General features: G+C 57.3%; 16 protein-coding genes and 1 pseudogene. 9 read left to right on the plus strand and 8 right to left on the minus strand.

Annotated elements, in window-relative coordinates; all coding sequences use genetic code 11:
• Positions 1–25: 25 nt before the first annotated feature.
• The 3 genes from MME58_RS05705 to MME58_RS05715 form a co-directional block, all read right to left on the minus strand.
• The gene (locus tag MME58_RS05705; RefSeq protein WP_054985889.1) at positions 26–1,018 is read right to left on the minus strand and encodes a hypothetical protein; all 993 of its coding nucleotides are present in this window, start codon (positions 1,016–1,018) and stop codon (positions 26–28) included.
• A 141-nt stretch (positions 1,019–1,159) separates the two neighbouring features.
• The gene (locus tag MME58_RS05710; RefSeq protein ID WP_082427163.1) at positions 1,160–2,812 is read right to left on the minus strand and encodes a methyl-accepting chemotaxis protein; all 1,653 of its coding nucleotides are present in this window, start codon (positions 2,810–2,812) and stop codon (positions 1,160–1,162) included.
• Between the two features lie 118 nt (positions 2,813–2,930).
• Positions 2,931–3,722 carry a transporter substrate-binding domain-containing protein gene (locus tag MME58_RS05715; protein WP_055005258.1) on the minus strand — a complete coding sequence of 264 codons (792 nt, stop codon included), beginning with the start codon at positions 3,720–3,722 and terminating at the stop codon, positions 2,931–2,933.
• 146 nt (positions 3,723–3,868) lie between these two features.
• On the opposite strand from MME58_RS05715, the gene MME58_RS05720 reads away from it, so the two are divergent.
• The 3 genes from MME58_RS05720 to sodC all read left to right on the plus strand — a co-directional run bounded on the left by MME58_RS05720 (position 3,869) and on the right by sodC (position 5,997).
• The gene (locus MME58_RS05720; protein ID WP_082427165.1) at positions 3,869–4,177 is read left to right on the plus strand and encodes an ArsR/SmtB family transcription factor; all 309 of its coding nucleotides are present in this window, start codon (positions 3,869–3,871) and stop codon (positions 4,175–4,177) included.
• Positions 4,178–4,233: 56 nt separating this feature from the next.
• Positions 4,234–5,244 carry a zinc-dependent alcohol dehydrogenase family protein gene (locus MME58_RS05725; protein ID WP_054985885.1) on the plus strand — a complete coding sequence of 337 codons (1,011 nt, stop codon included), beginning with the start codon at positions 4,234–4,236 and terminating at the stop codon, positions 5,242–5,244.
• A gap of 234 nt (positions 5,245–5,478) precedes the next feature.
• Positions 5,479–5,997, plus strand: coding sequence for a superoxide dismutase family protein (sodC, locus tag MME58_RS05730; protein ID WP_054985884.1), 519 nt, complete (start codon positions 5,479–5,481; stop codon positions 5,995–5,997).
• 152 nt (positions 5,998–6,149) lie between these two features.
• Here the strand turns inward: sodC and MME58_RS05735 are convergent, their stop codons facing one another.
• The 3 genes from MME58_RS05735 to MME58_RS05745 all read right to left on the minus strand — a co-directional run bounded on the left by MME58_RS05735 (position 6,150) and on the right by MME58_RS05745 (position 8,680).
• A complete protein-coding gene (locus MME58_RS05735) occupies positions 6,150–6,869 on the minus strand; it encodes a carbonic anhydrase (protein ID WP_054985883.1) in 720 nt (239 codons plus the stop codon).
• A gap of 198 nt (positions 6,870–7,067) precedes the next feature.
• Positions 7,068–8,303, minus strand: coding sequence for a DUF1835 domain-containing protein (locus MME58_RS05740; RefSeq protein ID WP_055005259.1), 1,236 nt, complete (start codon positions 8,301–8,303; stop codon positions 7,068–7,070).
• Between the two features lie 167 nt (positions 8,304–8,470).
• Positions 8,471–8,680: a hypervirulence associated TUDOR domain-containing protein gene (locus tag MME58_RS05745; protein WP_055005260.1), complete on the minus strand. Its 210-nt coding sequence runs from the start codon at positions 8,678–8,680 to the stop codon at positions 8,471–8,473.
• Positions 8,681–8,831: 151 nt separating this feature from the next.
• Between MME58_RS05745 and MME58_RS05750 the strand changes: the two genes are divergently transcribed.
• Positions 8,832–9,269 carry a GNAT family N-acetyltransferase gene (locus MME58_RS05750; protein WP_055005261.1) on the plus strand — a complete coding sequence of 146 codons (438 nt, stop codon included), beginning with the start codon at positions 8,832–8,834 and terminating at the stop codon, positions 9,267–9,269.
• Between the two features lie 54 nt (positions 9,270–9,323).
• On the opposite strand, the gene MME58_RS05755 is transcribed toward MME58_RS05750, so the two are convergent.
• Positions 9,324–9,551 (minus strand): hypothetical protein, encoded by a 228-nt coding sequence (locus MME58_RS05755; protein WP_055005262.1) that lies wholly within the window; start codon positions 9,549–9,551, stop codon positions 9,324–9,326.
• A 131-nt stretch (positions 9,552–9,682) separates the two neighbouring features.
• Here MME58_RS05755 and MME58_RS05760 point away from each other — a divergent pair, with 131 nt between their 5' ends.
• The 3 genes from MME58_RS05760 (at position 9,683) to MME58_RS05770 (ending at position 13,174) form a co-directional block, all read left to right on the plus strand.
• Entirely contained in the window at positions 9,683–11,422 is a 1,740-nt protein-coding gene (locus tag MME58_RS05760) for a dipeptidase (protein WP_054985878.1), read from the plus strand.
• Positions 11,423–11,570: 148 nt separating this feature from the next.
• Complete coding sequence (locus MME58_RS05765) at positions 11,571–12,143, plus strand: cupin domain-containing protein (protein WP_054985877.1); 573 nt, start codon at positions 11,571–11,573, stop codon at positions 12,141–12,143.
• A 17-nt stretch (positions 12,144–12,160) separates the two neighbouring features.
• A complete protein-coding gene (locus MME58_RS05770) occupies positions 12,161–13,174 on the plus strand; it encodes an SMP-30/gluconolactonase/LRE family protein (protein ID WP_054985876.1) in 1,014 nt (337 codons plus the stop codon).
• Positions 13,175–13,239: 65 nt separating this feature from the next.
• Here MME58_RS05770 and MME58_RS05775 read toward each other — a convergent pair whose 3' ends face one another.
• Entirely contained in the window at positions 13,240–14,517 is a 1,278-nt protein-coding gene (locus MME58_RS05775; RefSeq protein WP_055005263.1) for a sensor domain-containing diguanylate cyclase, read from the minus strand.
• A gap of 390 nt (positions 14,518–14,907) precedes the next feature.
• Here MME58_RS05775 and MME58_RS05780 point away from each other — a divergent pair, with 390 nt between their 5' ends.
• The gene (locus tag MME58_RS05780; RefSeq protein ID WP_054985874.1) at positions 14,908–16,278 is read left to right on the plus strand and encodes a GntT/GntP/DsdX family permease; all 1,371 of its coding nucleotides are present in this window, start codon (positions 14,908–14,910) and stop codon (positions 16,276–16,278) included.
• A 132-nt stretch (positions 16,279–16,410) separates the two neighbouring features.
• A pseudogene (locus MME58_RS05785) lies at positions 16,411–17,115 on the plus strand (hypothetical protein).
• Positions 17,116–17,130 lie beyond the last annotated feature (15 nt).

The following is a 17,130-nucleotide window of genomic DNA, read 5'->3' on the forward strand; positions in this document are numbered from 1 at the left end:
TCTGGAACGATCATTGGCTGCCTGCTCAAGTGGCAGGCACCTTCCCTTCCTCAACCCATTCTTTCGCAGGCCCCAGCACAATTGCCAGATGCCGCAAGTCATCGACTTCCAGGCCATAGCTCTTGCCTGAGGGGCTTTGTGTGACTGTTCCCAGCGCGTACACCGTGAAGAACTTCACCTCCTCCGCGTGGCTCAGCAACTCGCTGATGTAACGGCTGGAGCGGTAGGCCTGCATCTGTGCGGGCGAGACGTAGAGTGTCACCAGTTTACCGTCGAGACGGTCGAAGAACCTGAACTTGAACCCCAGTCCGTAACGTTGCTCGATCAATCCTCCGCCGAACAGCACACGGCCGTTATCGCCTGTTTGTGCGTATTTGATATGGCGAAAATAAGCGCGCAGCGACACTTCGCTCTGGCCCGGCACTTTCAGCTTCAGCAACTTGAAATCTTCCAGCGGCAGCTCGGCCTTGGCTTGCCGGTAGCTGTCCACCAGCCGCTCCAGATTATTGGTGCGGGTTTCACTGTAGCGAACGGCTTTAGAGGTGGCGGGCTCCTGGGGCGCAAGCGCGGCAGCAGGGCGCTGATTGCCAGCATCAGGGTTTTCGACACTGGACTTGTCTTTGGCTGGCACCTTGATCGTCGGATCGAATATATCGATGTAGTCGTCCAGCTTGCGTTTGGCCTTGCGTAGACGTGTTTGTACGTCGGTCTCTACCAGTTGATCGTCTGGCTGCTCGTCTGCACTGTCGTCCACCCACTCACAACCCGGATGGTGATCGTAATGCGGGTTGGCGCGAAAGTGCGCAGCAACGAAGGTCGGGTTGTCTTGAGGCTTCACGTCGTAGCGAACCCCGGTCACCTTTGCTCCCATTGCCCTGCAGGCCTCGTTCGAGCAGAGAAACTCGAAGCGTGTGCGGGGTTGCTCCTGAGAGAAGTATTCACGTCGGGCAGCAGCGATCGACAGCTCCTGCTGCAAATCGACGCAGAATGCGCGGGTGATAGGTTTGCTGGGCTTCATGCGGGCCGTCCTTGTTCGTGCAGAACACCACGCTATTTCAGGCGCAATGCGCTTGCAACAGAATATGTACACAGACGTGACGGCCAGATTGAAAAGCAGCGCACCCTGACCGTCTTGACAGCCTGCAGAGTGCGTGTTGCATCAGGACAGGCGGAAGCGTCCGACGATATTGTTCAGGTCCAGAGCCAGCGTCGACAATTCACGGCTTGCGCTGCTGGTTTGCTGCGCACCCGATGAGGATTGCGCAGACAAATCACGAATGTTCACCAGATTGCGGTCGACTTCCCGAGCAACGTGTGCCTGTTGTTGCGCAGCGCTGGCGATGACCAGATTAAGGTCGTTGATTTCACTCACCGCAGTACTGATGACGGTCAGAGAGTCATTGGCACCCTCAGCGATACTGAGTGTATCGCTGGCCAGTTCGGTATTACCGCGCATGGAATTTACCGCCCGGTCAGTACCATTCTGGATATTGCTCACCAGACGCTCGATTTCGCTGGTTGATTGCTGTGTGCGATGCGCCAAGGCGCGCACTTCGTCCGCTACCACCGCAAATCCGCGTCCGGCTTCACCTGCCCGAGCTGCTTCGATTGCGGCGTTGAGAGCCAGCAGGTTGGTCTGCTCGGCGAGGCCACGGATGACATCCAGAACCTTGCCGATGTCACGCGACTGATCAGCCAGCTCGCCGATCAGGACGGCCGTTTTTTGTACGTCGGTGCTCATGGTGTTGATTGCGCTGACAGTCTTTTTCACCAGTCCCAGGCCCGCTTGCGCCGCGCTGGTTGCATTGCTTGAGGAGCGTGCGGTGTGTTCCGCATTACGTGCCACTTCTTCTACCGCACTGGTCATTTCATTGACGGCGGTCGCGGCCTGGTCAATCTCGTTGTTCTGGCGCTGAATGCCTTGAACACCATCTTCGGTGATGGCTGTCATCTCTTCGGCCGCAGCGGCCAACTGAGTGGCCGAGTTTGAAATCTGCTGAAGTGTGTCTCGCAGTTGAGTCTGCATGGCAACCACGGCAGCGGCGACGCTGGTGGTGTCATTGGCATTGACCTTGATTGTACTGCTCAGGTCGCCCCTGGCGATGGTGCGTGTGATTGTAGCCACCGTTCCCGGTTCGCCCCCGATGGCTGAAAGAATGCTGCGTATGGTCAGCAGTGTCACCACGACACCCAGCACCGCAATCACCAGTGTGGCGGCAATGGACAGATTGTTGGCCCGAGCGGCGCTTGCTTCCTGGGCTTCAAAACGCTCGCCAGCACTCTGTTTGCCCTGCTCGCGCAGGGTTTGCAGGGTCTTGAATACCTGTTCGGCGAACGGTTTTACTTCGGTGCGGTTGATGTTGGTGGCGGCTGCAATATCACCCGTCTGAATGACACTCGTCTGGTGTCGCATGCCATCACGCAAATTTGTGTAATCACGCTGCAACTGCTGGGTCAGCGCGACATCCAGCGTTTCAGCCGTGTCCTTGCCGAGCAGGACTGTCAGTTGGTCCAGCCTGGCAAAAGCCGCCTCGTTCTCATTCTTCCAGCCTGCAGTCTGTTCCGGATTGCCGATGGCGATCATGCGCAGGATGTTGATGTCCACACGGGTCAATGCGCCATCGATATTGTTCACCGCCTCAGTGGCGAGAAAATCCCGGTTGTACAGCGCGTCGACATTCTCGGTGGAGGTCTTGAGTGTGTGGATCATGAAAACCGAGAGCGCGATAAACGCAACGATGATGGCGAAGGTGGAAGCCATCAATCGTTGTTTTATGGTAGGGCCGGTAGTAGCTGCTTGGATTTGGGACATGGGGGGGTTCCCTTTAAGGGTTGTGCGCCTGCTGAATCGGAACCGTGCGAAATACGGCACAGCTTCAAAGCTATCGGCGTCCCCGGCCCAAGCTTTAAGTAGTAGCTAAATGATATTTTTACAGCTGTGCAGGCACTGCCAGCCACTCTCCCAGCGCCTGCTGATACTCACCGGTGGCCTTGCTCAGATGCAGCCATTGGTCCACGTAGCTTTTCCAGGTCACATCGTCGCGTGGCAACAGGTACGCTTTTTCACCGTACTGCATGTACCGGGTCGGGTTGACGGCGCACAAGCCCGGCATGCGTTTCTGCTGGTAGAGCGCTTCGGAGGCGTCAGTGATCATCACGTCAGCCTTTTTGTCCAGCAGCTCCTGAAAGATGGTCTTGTTGTCGTGAAAAGACAGGGATGCCTTTGGCAGATGGGCGCGGGCGAAGGCTTCATTGGTGCCGCCAGCAGGTTCTATCAGGCGCACTGACGGCTGGTTGATCTGCTCGACAGTCTGATAGGAAGCCTTGTCTTCACAACGTACCAAGGGAATCTTGCCGTCCACGTCCAGTGTATTGCTGAAGAACGCCTTCTTCTGACGTTCCAGGCTGACCGAGATGCCGCCCATGCCGATGTCGCATTTACCGGCAACCATGTCCGGCATGAGATTCTTCCAGGTGGTAGGCACCCACTGCACGTTCACTCCCAGGCTTTTGGCCAGCGAGCGGGCCATGGTGATATCGATGCCTTCGTACTCACCGTCTTCGCGGAGCAGGGTGTAAGGCTTGTAGTCGCCGGTCGTGCAAACCGCCAATTGACCAGCCTGCAGCACCTTGTCCAGGTGCGAGGAGGAATCCTGAGCCTGAGCCATACCTGTCATGCCCAGCAGCAGGGCGGTGAATACGCTGTATTTAAGGTTCATCATGAGTATGAGTGCTCGCAGCCATGCAGTCGGTTTTGTTGGAGTCGACAGATTGCTTCATTTGTCAGGCCGATGTGAAGCTGTAATGAAAACATGCGTTCAGATGTACGGGCATCAATCAGGGGTTGAACATTTCGTAAAAAAGCGTAATGTTGTGCCCCATGATTCTTGAGCAAATCAAAGCGGTCGGCAATGACACTCGCATGTTGATCATGGAGTGGCTGAAAAACCCGCAAGCCCATTTCCCTCCACAGGACCACGGTGATCCGGCGATAGGCGTGTGCGTGTCGCACATTCAAGCCAAGGCAAGTCTGTCGGCTTCCACGGCGTCTGCGCATCTGGCCATCCTGCAACGCGCCGGGCTGGTTCAGGCGACGAGGATCGGCAAGTGGACTTATTTTCGTCGCGACGAGCAAGCCATTGACCGGTTCGCTGAGCGGCTCAAGAAAGAATTGTAAGTCTTACTTAAACATTTCGTCATTTTGCGTAATGTTGAATTGATAGGAGATTGATCATGAGCAACACAACTATCTACGTGCAGGCCGGTGGCGGCTACGACCAAGTGATTGTGGGTGACAGCGAAGTGCTGGCTCCGAAGGCCGGTGAAATCACCGTGCGTCTGCATGCCAACTCGCTCAACTATCATGACTTCGCCGTCGTCAGTGGTATGTGGGGCCCGAGCGAGTCGCGCATTCCGATGGCCGACGGTGCCGGTGTGGTAACGGCAGTAGGCGAGGGCGTCAGCGAATTCGCTGTCGGCGACGCTGTAGTCAGCACGTTTTTCCCTGAATGGATCAGCGGCGAACCGCAGGTTGAAGGTTTTGTCACTGTGCCGGGTGACGGCGTCGACGGTTACGCCCGCGAGCAGGTGACTGCTCGTGCAACCTCGTTCACTCATGCCCCGCTGGGTTATACCCATGCTGAAGCGTCCACGCTGACCACCGCTGGCCTGACCGCGTGGCGCGCCCTGATGGTTGATGACGCGTTGAAAGCCGGTGATACCGTTCTGGTGCAAGGCACTGGCGGCGTTTCGATCTTTGCGTTGCAGTTTGCCAAGATGGTCGGCGCTACGGTCATCGCGACATCGTCGAGTGATGAAAAGCTGGAGCGTCTGCAAGCCATGGGGGCCGACCATCTGATCAACTATCGCAAAGACAGCAACTGGGGCGAGACTGCCCGCAAGCTGACTGGCGGTCGTGGTGTGGATCACATCATCGACGTTGGCGGTCCCTCGACATTGCAGCATTCCATGACCGCCGCGCGGGTTGCTGGCCATATCTCGGTCATCGGTATTCTGAGCGGTGTCGCCGGTCAACTGGAGTTCGTTCCGGCACTGGTCAAGCAACTGCGCATGCAGGGCGTACTGGTCGGCAGCCGTACCCAGCAACAGGACATGATCCGCGCCATTGACGCCAACGGGATGCGTCCGGTCATGGATCGCTCGTTCCCGATGACCGACATCGTCGAAGCGTTCCGTTATCAGGAAACCAATCAGCATTTCGGCAAGATCTGCCTGGATATCTGATTTACACCGTTACGCCTGTTCCTGACCGCGAGTCAGGATCGCTGGCCTGCCTTCCTTTGTGTTGGCGGGCCAGCCGTGACGTTTTGCATAACGTTCCCTGTTCATTTTTTTGCATCAAGTGCGCGCCTCTGCGGTCACACCCTATGTGACATCAAGGACGTTGCGTGGCATGCGGTTTAACGCTGCCCGCCGTGACGTTCAATCCGATTACCAGATCAGGGACGCATTGAAATCATGAAACCTCATCTTTGGCTAGGCCTGCTCGGCGTTTTCTCCCTCAGTGTCCAGGCTGCATCGCTGGACGTTCCAATCAATCTGGTCAGCGCAGACGGCGCGCCCAAGCCTGTTGGCAACGTGACGGTGAGCGAAACGCAGTACGGCTTGCTGTTTACCCCGAACCTGAAAGACCTGCCTGCAGGCATCCACGGTTTTCATGTACATGAAAACGGCAGTTGCGAAGCCGGCACGAAAGACGGCAAAAAAGTTGCAGCGCTGGCCGCAGGCGGTCACTTTGACCCGGGCAAAACCGGCAAGCACTTGGGGCCCTATGCTGATGGCCATTTAGGCGATCTGCCAGCGTTGTACGTTAACGCTGATGGCACCGCTAACTACCCGGTCCTTGCGCCACGCTTGAAAAAGCTGTCGGAGATCAAAGGTCATGCGCTCATGGTTCATGCGGGTGGCGATAATCACTCCGACCATCCTGCGCCCTTGGGCGGTGGCGGTGATCGTGCAGCCTGTGGTGTGATCTGATGCGCCGTGCCTGTGTCCGCTTCGGGTGCAGGCACATCTACCCGTAACGACGGGACGGGCGAGAGGTGGCAAGGAAACAGAGAATCATTGCTCTTGAGGAAGATCAGCGCAGTCCATGCGCTCGATTTATTGCAGGGAAGTACGGGTATAACTCAGACGTCGAAGAAATCAACCTTGCCGTTTTCCAGGCTGTAATAGGCACCGACAACCTTCACCTTGCCGTCCTTGATCGGGTTCATCAGGGTGGGTTCCGAAGCCGTACGCAGACGAGCAACTGTGCGCTGGACATTGGCCTTGACCGAGTCTTCCAGCAGGCTTGTGCCTTTTTTGGATTTGGCGGTCAGCACTGCGGGCAAAATGGGTTCTATCATTTGCCCGATGGCACCCGGATACACCGTGTTGTCCTCGACTACGGAGACAGCGGCAGCCACAGCGCCGCACTTCTCGTGACCCATCACAACGACCAGTGGCACGCCTAACTGACTGACGCCATATTCGATCGAACCCAGCGCGGCAGTGTCGACGGTGTTGCCAGCGTTACGCACGATGAACAGCTCGCCAAGACCGCGCCCGAACAGCAGTTCTGGAGGCACACGAGAGTCCGAGCACGAGATCAGAATGCAGAACGGCGTCTGCCCCTTGGCGATTTCCAGGCGGCGATCACGGTTGCGCTCGACATTGATTTCCTTGTCTTTCATGAAGGCATCATTGCCGTCACGCAGCGCTTTCAGCGCCTGTTCAGCAGTCAGTGAAGTGCGAGGAGAGGTGGGCGCAGCAGCATTGGCAATTGAAGGTAATTCCATCAGCGCTGCGGCGACGGGAAGGCAGCAGGCACACTGAAGGATCTTGCGGCGAGACAACGACGAATTCATAAAAAGCCTCAGGCTGGTCAACTGTCGAAGGGCGTGGACCCCGCACGCAACGCGCGACAGGCGTTGAGCGAAGAGTCCTTTTACTTCATACAGTTAATGGAATTTTATTTCCAATTGTATTTGTTTTGATACAGGCACTTCAGTTTGCCAACGCCAGTTGTCGGGGCGCGTTGAACACGGTGAGCTGGCGTCCTGAGGTCAGGTGCGCCACAGCGGGCGCATGTTGTCATCTATCGTCCAGTGAGGCTGCCCAACCTGAATGCAGACTCCGCCAACCCAGCGCACTTGATGGCAGTAATCAGGCCAATAGGCCTCTGCCTCCAGTACTTGCCGCCCCAAGCGCGTTAACCTGATTGAGCGGCGATGCCACTCGAGTTGGGTATCTGACTCGATCAGCAGCGCAGTAGGGGAATCAATCAAAGGACGCATGATTGCGTGAAACATCATATCGCCCAGAAACGGCAAGGGCTCGCGTTTGTTGGTCAGTTCTGCAAACACCTCGCCGAAGGTCACTGAAGCTGATTCGCCGATGTACTGCAATGACAGGCGCTCGGTGAGCGACAGGCCATCATTGACGCCCGGTAATTCCTGTAACTGACGCAACAGCGCCGGGGCAAGAAAGGGCAATGCTGGCTGCGGGGTGTGGGCCAGGTCGGCAAGGGCAACTGGCGAGGGGTTGCAGTAAGCCGCCCATGCCTGGCGGGCCAGATGCAGCATTTCTTCAGTCACCGCCTGGCGCTGCGGCCACAGCCAGGCAAGCAGATCAGGTGCCAGTTGGCCAATGCCGATGAAGCGTTCGACGCCGGGGATCTGCTTCACCTGAATAAGCTCGAGTCTGGGAGGCAATTGCTCAAGTGCGGCCAGCGCCCTGATCAGGAAAAGCTGGTCGTAGGCGTCTGCCTCGCACCACAACACACTGTGATCGGCGCTGCTCATGTGCCTTAGATCTGCGTACTCATTATCGAACCTGCGTGCAACCTCCGCGCGCCCCAGCCCGAATGCCTGGCTGATGTACTGGCTGCGCGCTGCCTGGTAGGCCTCTGCGGGCAGAGCCTGAACCGGACCCATGCACAATGGGTCCGTAAGCGTCTTGAAAGAGCCTTTGAAACCGGCCAGTTTCAGAGTGTGGGCAATGTCGCTGCCGCATCGCCAATGTACGGTTCGCACCTCATCGCTAGCGTCGAAATCCGGGTGTCGGGCTGCGAAGTCGACAGCCTCGACGTGAGCTTTCAGTCTGGGCCAACTGCTGAAGCCCAACTGCCTCGCGATCAACCATTGGGCATCCGATAAAAGTGGCGTCGTTTTGCCGAGCTGGATGAGCTGATCAGGCGCGGTGCCGTTTTTCATCCGCAGCAGAAGCTCTTTGGCACGCTTGCGCTGTTGCTCAAGGTTGATACGGCCGTGATGAGACGAGGACATGTCAGTGCTGGACATACGATCTCCTTGCAAAAACCTTGTCCGCTTGAAGGTCGGGAGTCGTAGTGACGGAATATCGAATCAGTATCCTGGGCGCAGCCCTTTCCGCGGGAGGTGGCGTAGAGGGTGCCACATCGGAATATAGGTAATCGGACAGTTGTTTTCAACCTGCCCGTTTGCATTGATCACGCGTGTTCGAGCGCACCCTCATGATGCAATGCCGAGTGGCCGGTCTTGTCGCTCTTCACTTCGTACTGTGGGGCGTCCTTTGACGCAGGTCGATGTTTGCCCATGAACGTGACGTCTTTCACATGCACTTTACTAACCTTCCCATGTATCTCGCCTGCTTCGGAGTTCCAGCGTACGGCGTCGCCAACGTTGAATGCGGTGGTCATTTCGTTTCCTCGAGTAGGGAGCGACTGATCTGCGGCGTTCGCTCGATACTGTTCGGAGTGTCCGCTGCGGCAAGAATTCACTGCGGTTTGTTGTGTGGTTGGCCTTTATCTTGCTCATGTACATGCAGTCCCTTATCAAGGAAGTGATTACATGAGGACGTGGCTTACAGGCACGCAGATTACCAATGATCAAACCCGGGCTGTTATTGACGGCGTCTTGCAATACGGCCGTGCATTGTCCGAGGCGAAAGGGGGAGTGGCTGATCCGATTGCCTGCATGATCATGGAGAACGGCCTGTTGATTGGCGGCACCACAGGCCGAACCGAATTTCAACGGCTCTTTGTGAGTTACCTCTGGGTTGATGCCGGGTCGCGCGGAAAAGGGCTCGGGGCGCAGACCCTGCACAGGCTTGAAGCGCTGGCCATCAAGCGAGGCTGTACTGACGCCCTGATCGAAACGCTGGATGACGATGTCGCCAAGTGGTACGAGCGTTGCGGTTACGTGTCGATCGCATGTCTTCCACGCTACTGTGGCCCCTGGAGTCGGCACACGCTATTGAAGTCGTTCGCAGCAGAGGACTGCTTGTGAAAAAGTCAGATGTGCACTGTCATGGGCCTGCACACTGCATGCCTTTCGCAAGCTTCAATCCTCGCGCAACACTGCCAGCCTGCGCAGGATCTTCAGCACGTAGTCTTTTTCGATCATCGAGCCGTGGTGCCCATCGTAGACTGGCAGCCAGGCCTGATTTTCCTGCACGCGTGACATGGATTCTTGCTGATCGACAGGCTGCGCGGGCGATAACCGGTCAGGCAGATGCGCCTTGGGCTTTCGGTCGAAGCGCGCTTTCAGGCGCATCAGCAGCTTGATCATATGAGCGCTCCACTGCATTGCTTCGTTTTAAAAGGGGATTCTCGCATCATTGCGCTTGGTGTAAGTTGGAAAGCATCCTGATCAAACGATCAGAAAATTCGCGCTTTGCCTGCCAAGGAATGCCTTCAATAATGAACCTGTCACTCAAACACCTGGCCGCAACCACCTTGATACTCGCCAGTCTTTCGTCGTTCACCAGTCTGGCAAATGCCAATGTCACCGCACAACAGAGCGCCGTCATCCTCAAGACGTTCAACGATACATCGGTAAAGGATTTCAGACAGTTTCTGACAAGCCTGTCCGATACCGAGGGTGTTAAAACGGCCGACTTTGCTCCGGCCATCACCGCCTTTCTCGATAACAAAACACTTTCCGAAGCGCAACAAAACGATATTCATCGCCTGCTCGGTCTGTATACCCGGTTGAGGTATGGCAGTGCGGCAACCGAAACGTTGCGTGAACTTGTCGCCATTCCAACCGCGCGCGTCGACGGTGTGGCTCAGCACGAAAACCCCGAATTCATCAAGATCGCCAACGCGATCAAAGCCATTGCCGAACGCTTCAATCTGAAATTCCGCAACGTCGATAACCGTGTTTATGAAGTCTCGCTCGACGGTGCGGGCGATGAAGTCGTGGGTATTCACGTCCATGCCGATGTGGTACCGGTCACGCCTGAGAACTGGGTGTTGCCCGATGGCACTCGACTGGACCCGTTCAAGGTCACGCTGATCGGAGACCGCCTGTATGGACGTGGCACCGAAGATGATAAAAACGGCATCGTCGTGGCGCTTTATGCCATGAAAGTCATCAAGGAAGAAAAGCTGCCGCTGGCCAGAAACTTCAAGTTGCTGATCGATACAACTGAAGAAACCACCGGTGACGCCATTCCCTATTACTTTGAACGCAATCCGACACCCGCCTACAACCTTGCGCTGGATGGCAGCTATCCGGTTGTGATCGCGGAAAAAGGTTATGGCACGGTCATGGCCAGCTTTGCCCGACGCACTGCAGAAGGCGAGGGTGCTGAAATCGTCTCGATGACCGGTGGTATGGCCACTAACCAGATTCCGTCGAAATCGGTTGTCACGCTGGTGACCGATAAACCTGCAGAACTGGCCGCCGGCCTGCAACAGGCCGGTGCCGAATACGTGAAACGCAATGGTGGGGATTTCGACGTCGATGCCAAGGTCGACGGCAATGACGTCAAGTTGACAGTGACCGGTGTTTCCGCGCACTCATCGTCGCCCCAGTCCGGCGTCAACCCGGTCGCGAGGATGCTGGGCTTTATCGACAGCCTTCAAGGCAGGGTCGCGCTTAAACATAACCAGATTACGGATGCCGCTCGCTATGCTGCCGACAACTGGGGACTTGATTATCTGGGCAGCAAGTTGGGCGTTGGTTTCTCCGACGACTTCATGGGGCCGCTGACCGCTTCCCTTACCTACGTCGCGATGGATGAGAAAGCGTTCAAACTGGCGGTCAACTTGCGCGTGCCTAAGGGCAGGTCGCCGGAAGCGCTAAAATCCGCAATCGCCGAAAAACTGGCTGCCTGGAGCTCCAAGACCGGTATCAAACCAGCGTTCGACTATTCGATTGCCAAGCCGATGTACCGAAACCCGGAAGGCGAGTGGGTCAAGGCGCTGCTCGCTGTTGCCAGTGAAAACCTGGATATGAAGCACGCATTCGGCACCTCGGCTGGTGCGACATCGGTACATGAGTTGCCCAATGGCGTGCAGTTCGGCCTGGCGCGGCCCGAAGTCAAATACACCGGTCATACCGATAACGAGTTCAAGACGACCGGACAGTTTCTGCTGGACCTGCAGATCGTCACAGAGATGATGGGACGCATCGGTCAGTTGCCAAAACTCTGATGCAGCCTCCGGGCCTGCTGTCAGGGCAGGTCCGGTCTGGATGAGCCATTGTTTCATTGCGCTGTCCCGTGCGACCGGTTTCATGATCGTCAGGCGCACATTGACGTTGCCTTGCCATTCAGTGTTCTCGTAAACAAGGATTTAACCCATGAAAGCGTTCTTCGCATTTGCACTGACCTGTGCTGCGGTTTGTGCGGCAGGCAACACTGCCCATGCTGCGCTGCTGGCTGTGCCCGCAAACTCTCAAGAAAGCACCACCAGCAACGGCAAGCTTCAGCCCCCCGTCACGTACGCCACCGTCTGGGCCGATGAGACAGGGGCCACCCATGTCGACCACTGCCGTATCGAGGGGCTGGAATTCAAAAGTTATGCGCCACCCGCCGAACCGCAGTGGATCGGCGTGTCGCCCGACGAGATAGAGAGTATTGCCTACGCGGTATTGCCGCCGGGTTATGTCGGTAGCTGGCATCATGCTCCCGGCCCTCAGTGGGTGATTACCCTGCAGGGCCAGTGGTCGGTGGAAACCACTGACGGCACGGTGCTGGTTCAAGGACCCGGGGAGATGCAGTTCAACGCTGACAGTCACTCAAGGGCGCGGCCTGGCGACGACAGGGTCGGGCATCTGAGTCGTACTGTCGGTGATCAGCCCAATGTTCAGCTCATCGTGAAACTCAAGCCGGATGCCGCTGCCAAACGTTCCTCTGGCCGCTGTGCCTATTGATCAATGGGGCGAAATGCATGAAACGAGTCTTCCGTCATCCTGGCAAGAAATCAACGTCGTTCTTGCTGGCTAGCGCGCTTCTTGCTGCGGGCGCAGTGATGGCTTCGGACGCATCGCCAGTCACGGTGGTCGCCAGTAATCCCCGGTTCGCCTCGCTTGTCGAGCCAAGTGCGCAGGCCGAAGTGCTTGCCGCCGATGCGCAGTGGGCGGAAGGTCCGTTGTGTTTGCCCGATGGTCGGTTGATCTGGAGTGATGTAAAAGCGAACAAAGTCATGAGCTGGAAAGAGCATGAGGGCGTCACTGTATGGCTGGACCCTGCCCATTATCAGAATGGCCATGCTCTGGACGCCAAAGGGCGCGTCGTCGCCGCATCTCATGGCGAACGCGCAATTGTCCGGCAGGAGGCAGATGGTCAATGGCGCACACTGGTCGACCGGTATCAGGGCAAACGCTTGAACAGTCCCAATGACGTCGTGGTCGACGACCGTGGTGGAATCTGGTTCAGCGACCCGACGTTCGGCGTTTTGAACAAAGCAGAAAGCTACGGCGGCAAGCCAGAACAGGGCGGCGAGTTTGTATACCGCTATGACCCGGAGCACAACCAACTGCTGAGGCTGGACACCCCCGGGCTTCATTCGCCAAACGGCCTGGCGTTTTCACCCGATCAGAGCCTGCTGTATGTCGCGGACTCACAACTGGCGCACGACTTCAAGAATCCGGAACTGGCACATAGCATCCGGGTGTATCAGGTGCGTGACGGTGCGCTGAGTAATGGCAAGGTGTTTGCTAAGATCGCACCCGGCATCCCTGATGGCGTGAAGGTCGACGCGCAGGGTAATGTCTGGAGCAGCAGCAAAGAGGGTGTTCAGGTGTTCTCCGCTAGCGGTGAGTTGCTGGGTAAGCTGCAGGTCGCGGCGAAGGACACCGGCAATCTTGCGTTCTGTTCTGCCGGTTCAAGGCACTGGATTTACATCACGGCGGCCAACAAGGTGCTGAGAATACCTGCGCTTGTTGGCGGTAGTCGCCCGTAACGATTGCGCTATGGGCAAACAATGATAGCCCGCCGGGGCCGCTGATGACCCGGTGGCAGACAACCTTAATAAACCGGCTTGTCGGCCTGCGCGCCTTCGACGCGGTTGCGACCCAGGCGCTTGGCTTGATAGAGCGCCTTGTCTGCACGCTGAATAAGGCTGGCCGCAGTTTCCCCAGGGCCAAGTTCCGCCACACCCAGAGAAATGGTCACGGAGCCTGTTTCCGGCATGACCAGACTTTCAACGCCCTTGCGGATGCGATCGGCCAATTCGGCCGCTTGCTTCAGCGAGCTGTCGGGCACCAGTATCAGAAACTCTTCTCCTCCCCATCGGGCAGCGACATCCGGCAGGCGGATCCGTTGTTTGAGGATGGCCGCGACGCTGGTCAATACGCTATCGCCAGCGGGGTGGCCGTAGCGGTCATTGACCGACTTGAAATGGTCGATGTCCCCGATGACAAGGCTGAACGGCCTGCCCGATAACCGTGCGGTATCGATCAGGCGTTCAAGCGCATGTTCGGCCGCTCTACGGTTATCCAGCCCGGTCAGCGGGTCACGGTGAGCGATTTCCAGCAACTTCTGTTCACGGCCCAGCCGCGTGGTCACATCCTGGCTGATGCTGACGTAGTGCGTGATGGCTCCCTCCAGGTTACACAGCGGAGAAATACTGTGCTCTGCATAGAACAGAGAGCCGTCCTTGCGCTTGTTGATGAAGGTCGTGCGAAACGGGGCCCCACTCGACAGCGCCTCGTTGAATTGTGCATAAAACGTCTCGTCATGTTTACCCGAGCGCAGCACGCGCGGGTTTTCGCCGATGATTTCCGACGCGCTGTAGCCGGTGATGTGCTGAAACGCCTCATTGGCAAACACAATAGTAGAGTTGCAGTCGGTGATGATAATCGGATCGAGCGCGGCGTTGAGTGCCTGAGCCAGCAAGTGTTGTTCGCGCTCTGCCCGGATGCGCGGGCTGATATTCTGCTGCACCGAGACAAAATTGCACACCATGCCCCCATCGTTACGCACGGGGGAGATTTTCCACTCGACAACGTAGGGGCTTCCATCTGCGCGGTAGTTGACCGTCGACCCTTCGAAAAAAAGACTCTCGCTCAGGCACTGGCGCATACGCGCGATCACCTGAGGGTCGGTGTCGGGGCCTTGCAGAATCCGTGGCGAAAGGCCGATCAAGGCCTCGGCTGCATAGCCGGTCATCGCGCAGAATGCCGGATTGACATAGACAATGAACGGGCCGCCGTTCGTCAGGTTGGCGTCGGTGATCAATACGGCATCGAATGACTGCTCGACAACTGCTTCAAGCAAGGCCAGGCGCTGGCTGGATGAGGTCATCTGATTTCCTGTCGAGTGATCCGTTAATTGATAGCGGCTCTGATCAGATAGGGTGAGGCAATGCCGGACGGTTAATGGATACCGTAAGACCGCGCGCGCTCAGCACATGTTGCACAGGCACTATACCCACATGATTCACAGGGTGCATTACGTACGTAACAACGTCATCCGGCGTATTGCAAGGCGTCTGTGACCGTCTCTGCCGAAGATTGTTGCCGAGGCTGAAGACGTTTTCTGAGGGACCTGCGTTTCTGGTTGAGTCGGCAAATATTAGCTGCGACGCGATGTCGCATTCCGGTATTGTTCGGTCAATTGAAACCAATTGTTTCTGTTTTTTCGGAAGGCAGGCTGAAAAGCGGCCTGGAAAAACCGAACCCCAGGAGGCCCGTGTTGGATCTGTCGTCTACTGTCTGGGTGTTTCACGACACCCGTCTGATTATTTGCTGCCTGATCGCCATCGCCACGATTATCGTACTGATCAGCGCCACGAAACTTCCCCCTTTTCTATCGATTCTCGTGGGCACTTTCATTGCGGGCATAGGCGCCGGATTGCCTGCCGAGTCCGTTGCAAAAGCCTTCAGTAAAGGTGCAGGTGCCATTCTTGGCGAGGCGGGAATCATCATCGCGCTGGGTGCGATGCTGGGTGCGTTGATGGCCGAATCGGGGGCGGCGGATCGCATCGCTTCTACCTTGCTCAGGCTGGGCAAGGGCCGGACGTTGCCGTGGATCATGGCGCTGGTGGCGATGGTCATCGGTCTGCCGCTGTTTTTCGAGGTCGGCCTGGTACTGATGGTGCCGATCATATTTGTCATGGCGCGTCAGTCCGGTCAGCCGCTCCTGAAAATCGCGATTCCGGCATTGGCAGGCATGACCACGTTACATGCCCTGATGCCGCCGCATCCCGGGCCGTTGATTGCCGTCAGCGCTTTGCACGCCGATCTGGGCCTGACCATGCTGCTGGGCTTGTGCATCGCGGTGCCCGCCGTGATTCTCGCCGGGCCTCTTTACGGCAATTGGCTGTCCGGGCGTATGCAGATTGAAGAGCCCGCCGAGCTGGGCGAGTTGTTCAGTGCCAAGCCTGATAGCCGCCGTCAGCCAGGTTTCGGCATTTCACTGCTGATCATACTTTTGCCAGTGATTCTGATGCTCGGCAGCACCTTGGCCAAGGTCACCATGGAGCCTGAAAGCAGTGCGGCCCTGGCGTTGAAGTTTCTAGGCGAACCGCTGGTTGCTCTGGGCATCGCGGTACTGGCTGCGACGGTCTGCCTGGGTTGGGCCAACGGGCTGTCCCGTGAACGGGTCGGCGGAACATTGCGCAAAAGCCTTGCGCCCATTGCGGTGCTGCTGCTGACCATCGGCGCCGGTGGCGGCCTCAAGCAAACGCTGCTGGACGCCGGGGTCAGCCAGACCATCAGCAAAGTGGCGGAAGGCGCACACATGCCGTATCTGCTGCTGGCCTGGCTGATTGCCGTGGCGTTGCGTCAGGCAACCGGTTCCGCGACCGTCGCAACCACCACGACCGCAGGCATACTCGCGCCGATGATGGCCGGCCTGGCACCGGTGCAGGCATCGCTGATCGCACTGGTGATCGGTGCCGGCTCGGTGTTCTTCTGTCATGTCAACGACGCTGGCTTCTGGATGGTCCGCGAATACTTTGGCCTGCAACTGAAACAGACGCTCTGGGTGTGGTCGGTGTTGCAGACGATTGTCTCGGTGGTCGGGCTGGCAGGGACACTGTTGCTGTGGCATTGGTGGGCATGAGCGCATCACATTGATGGTTCGCAGCGCGAGGACGAGTCAGTGCGCGTCACGAACGCGCTTCGTCCCACTCAACAATGCCCCGCGGCGCCGGTGTACCATGTCCGTATTTTTTCGCCCCGGGATGTGGCTGCCATGCGTAAGTTTCTTGAGGTTTTTCGTAATCGCGCACTGGATGTCATGTCATCGGCTTTGCCTGCCGAGTCGCTTCTTGAAGACTTTGCCCTTGCACTGCAGGCCAGATAGCCTGGCATGATCGTCGGCATCAATGTGCTGGACAAGGCCGGCAGAACATTTCGCCAGTCTCTTTTTCCGAATCTTCCCTCCGGGTTTTCTCAAGCCCTGACGGGCAACATCATTACCGGCAAGCATGGTTCCTGCGGGCTGGGCATCCTCAAATTGAGCACCAGCGAAATCGACATGGTCATGCTGATTCAGGAAATGCTCGCGCCTTATCGAACAGACTGCAGCATCCATTTCTCGGGCCCCGATATTCTATTGACTCAGGAGGCGGCTTCGGCGCTGGCGCTGGTCGTACCCGAGCTGGGCACCAATGCTGCCAAGTACGGCGCACTGTCTCAACCCAATGGAGAGCTGAACATCGAGTGGTTGATCGTGGCGCAGGGTGTCGATGATCTCGACGCCACGTTCAAACTGATGTGGACCGAGCGCAACGGTCCGCTGGTTGAGCAGCCGGATCGAAAAGGCTACGGCACGGCAATGATCAAGGGCAGCCTGAGCAGTGCGTTTGATGGTGTGGCGACGTTCTTCTATGAACTCTGTGGCGTGAAGTGCGAGATATCTGCACCGTTCACCGGGAAACTGGGCAAAAGAAACTGATCGGAATGAGTACGT

It is taken from the genome of Pseudomonas syringae pv. tagetis (assembly GCF_022557255.1).
Lineage (GTDB): Bacteria > Pseudomonadota > Gammaproteobacteria > Pseudomonadales > Pseudomonadaceae > Aquipseudomonas > Aquipseudomonas caricapapayae.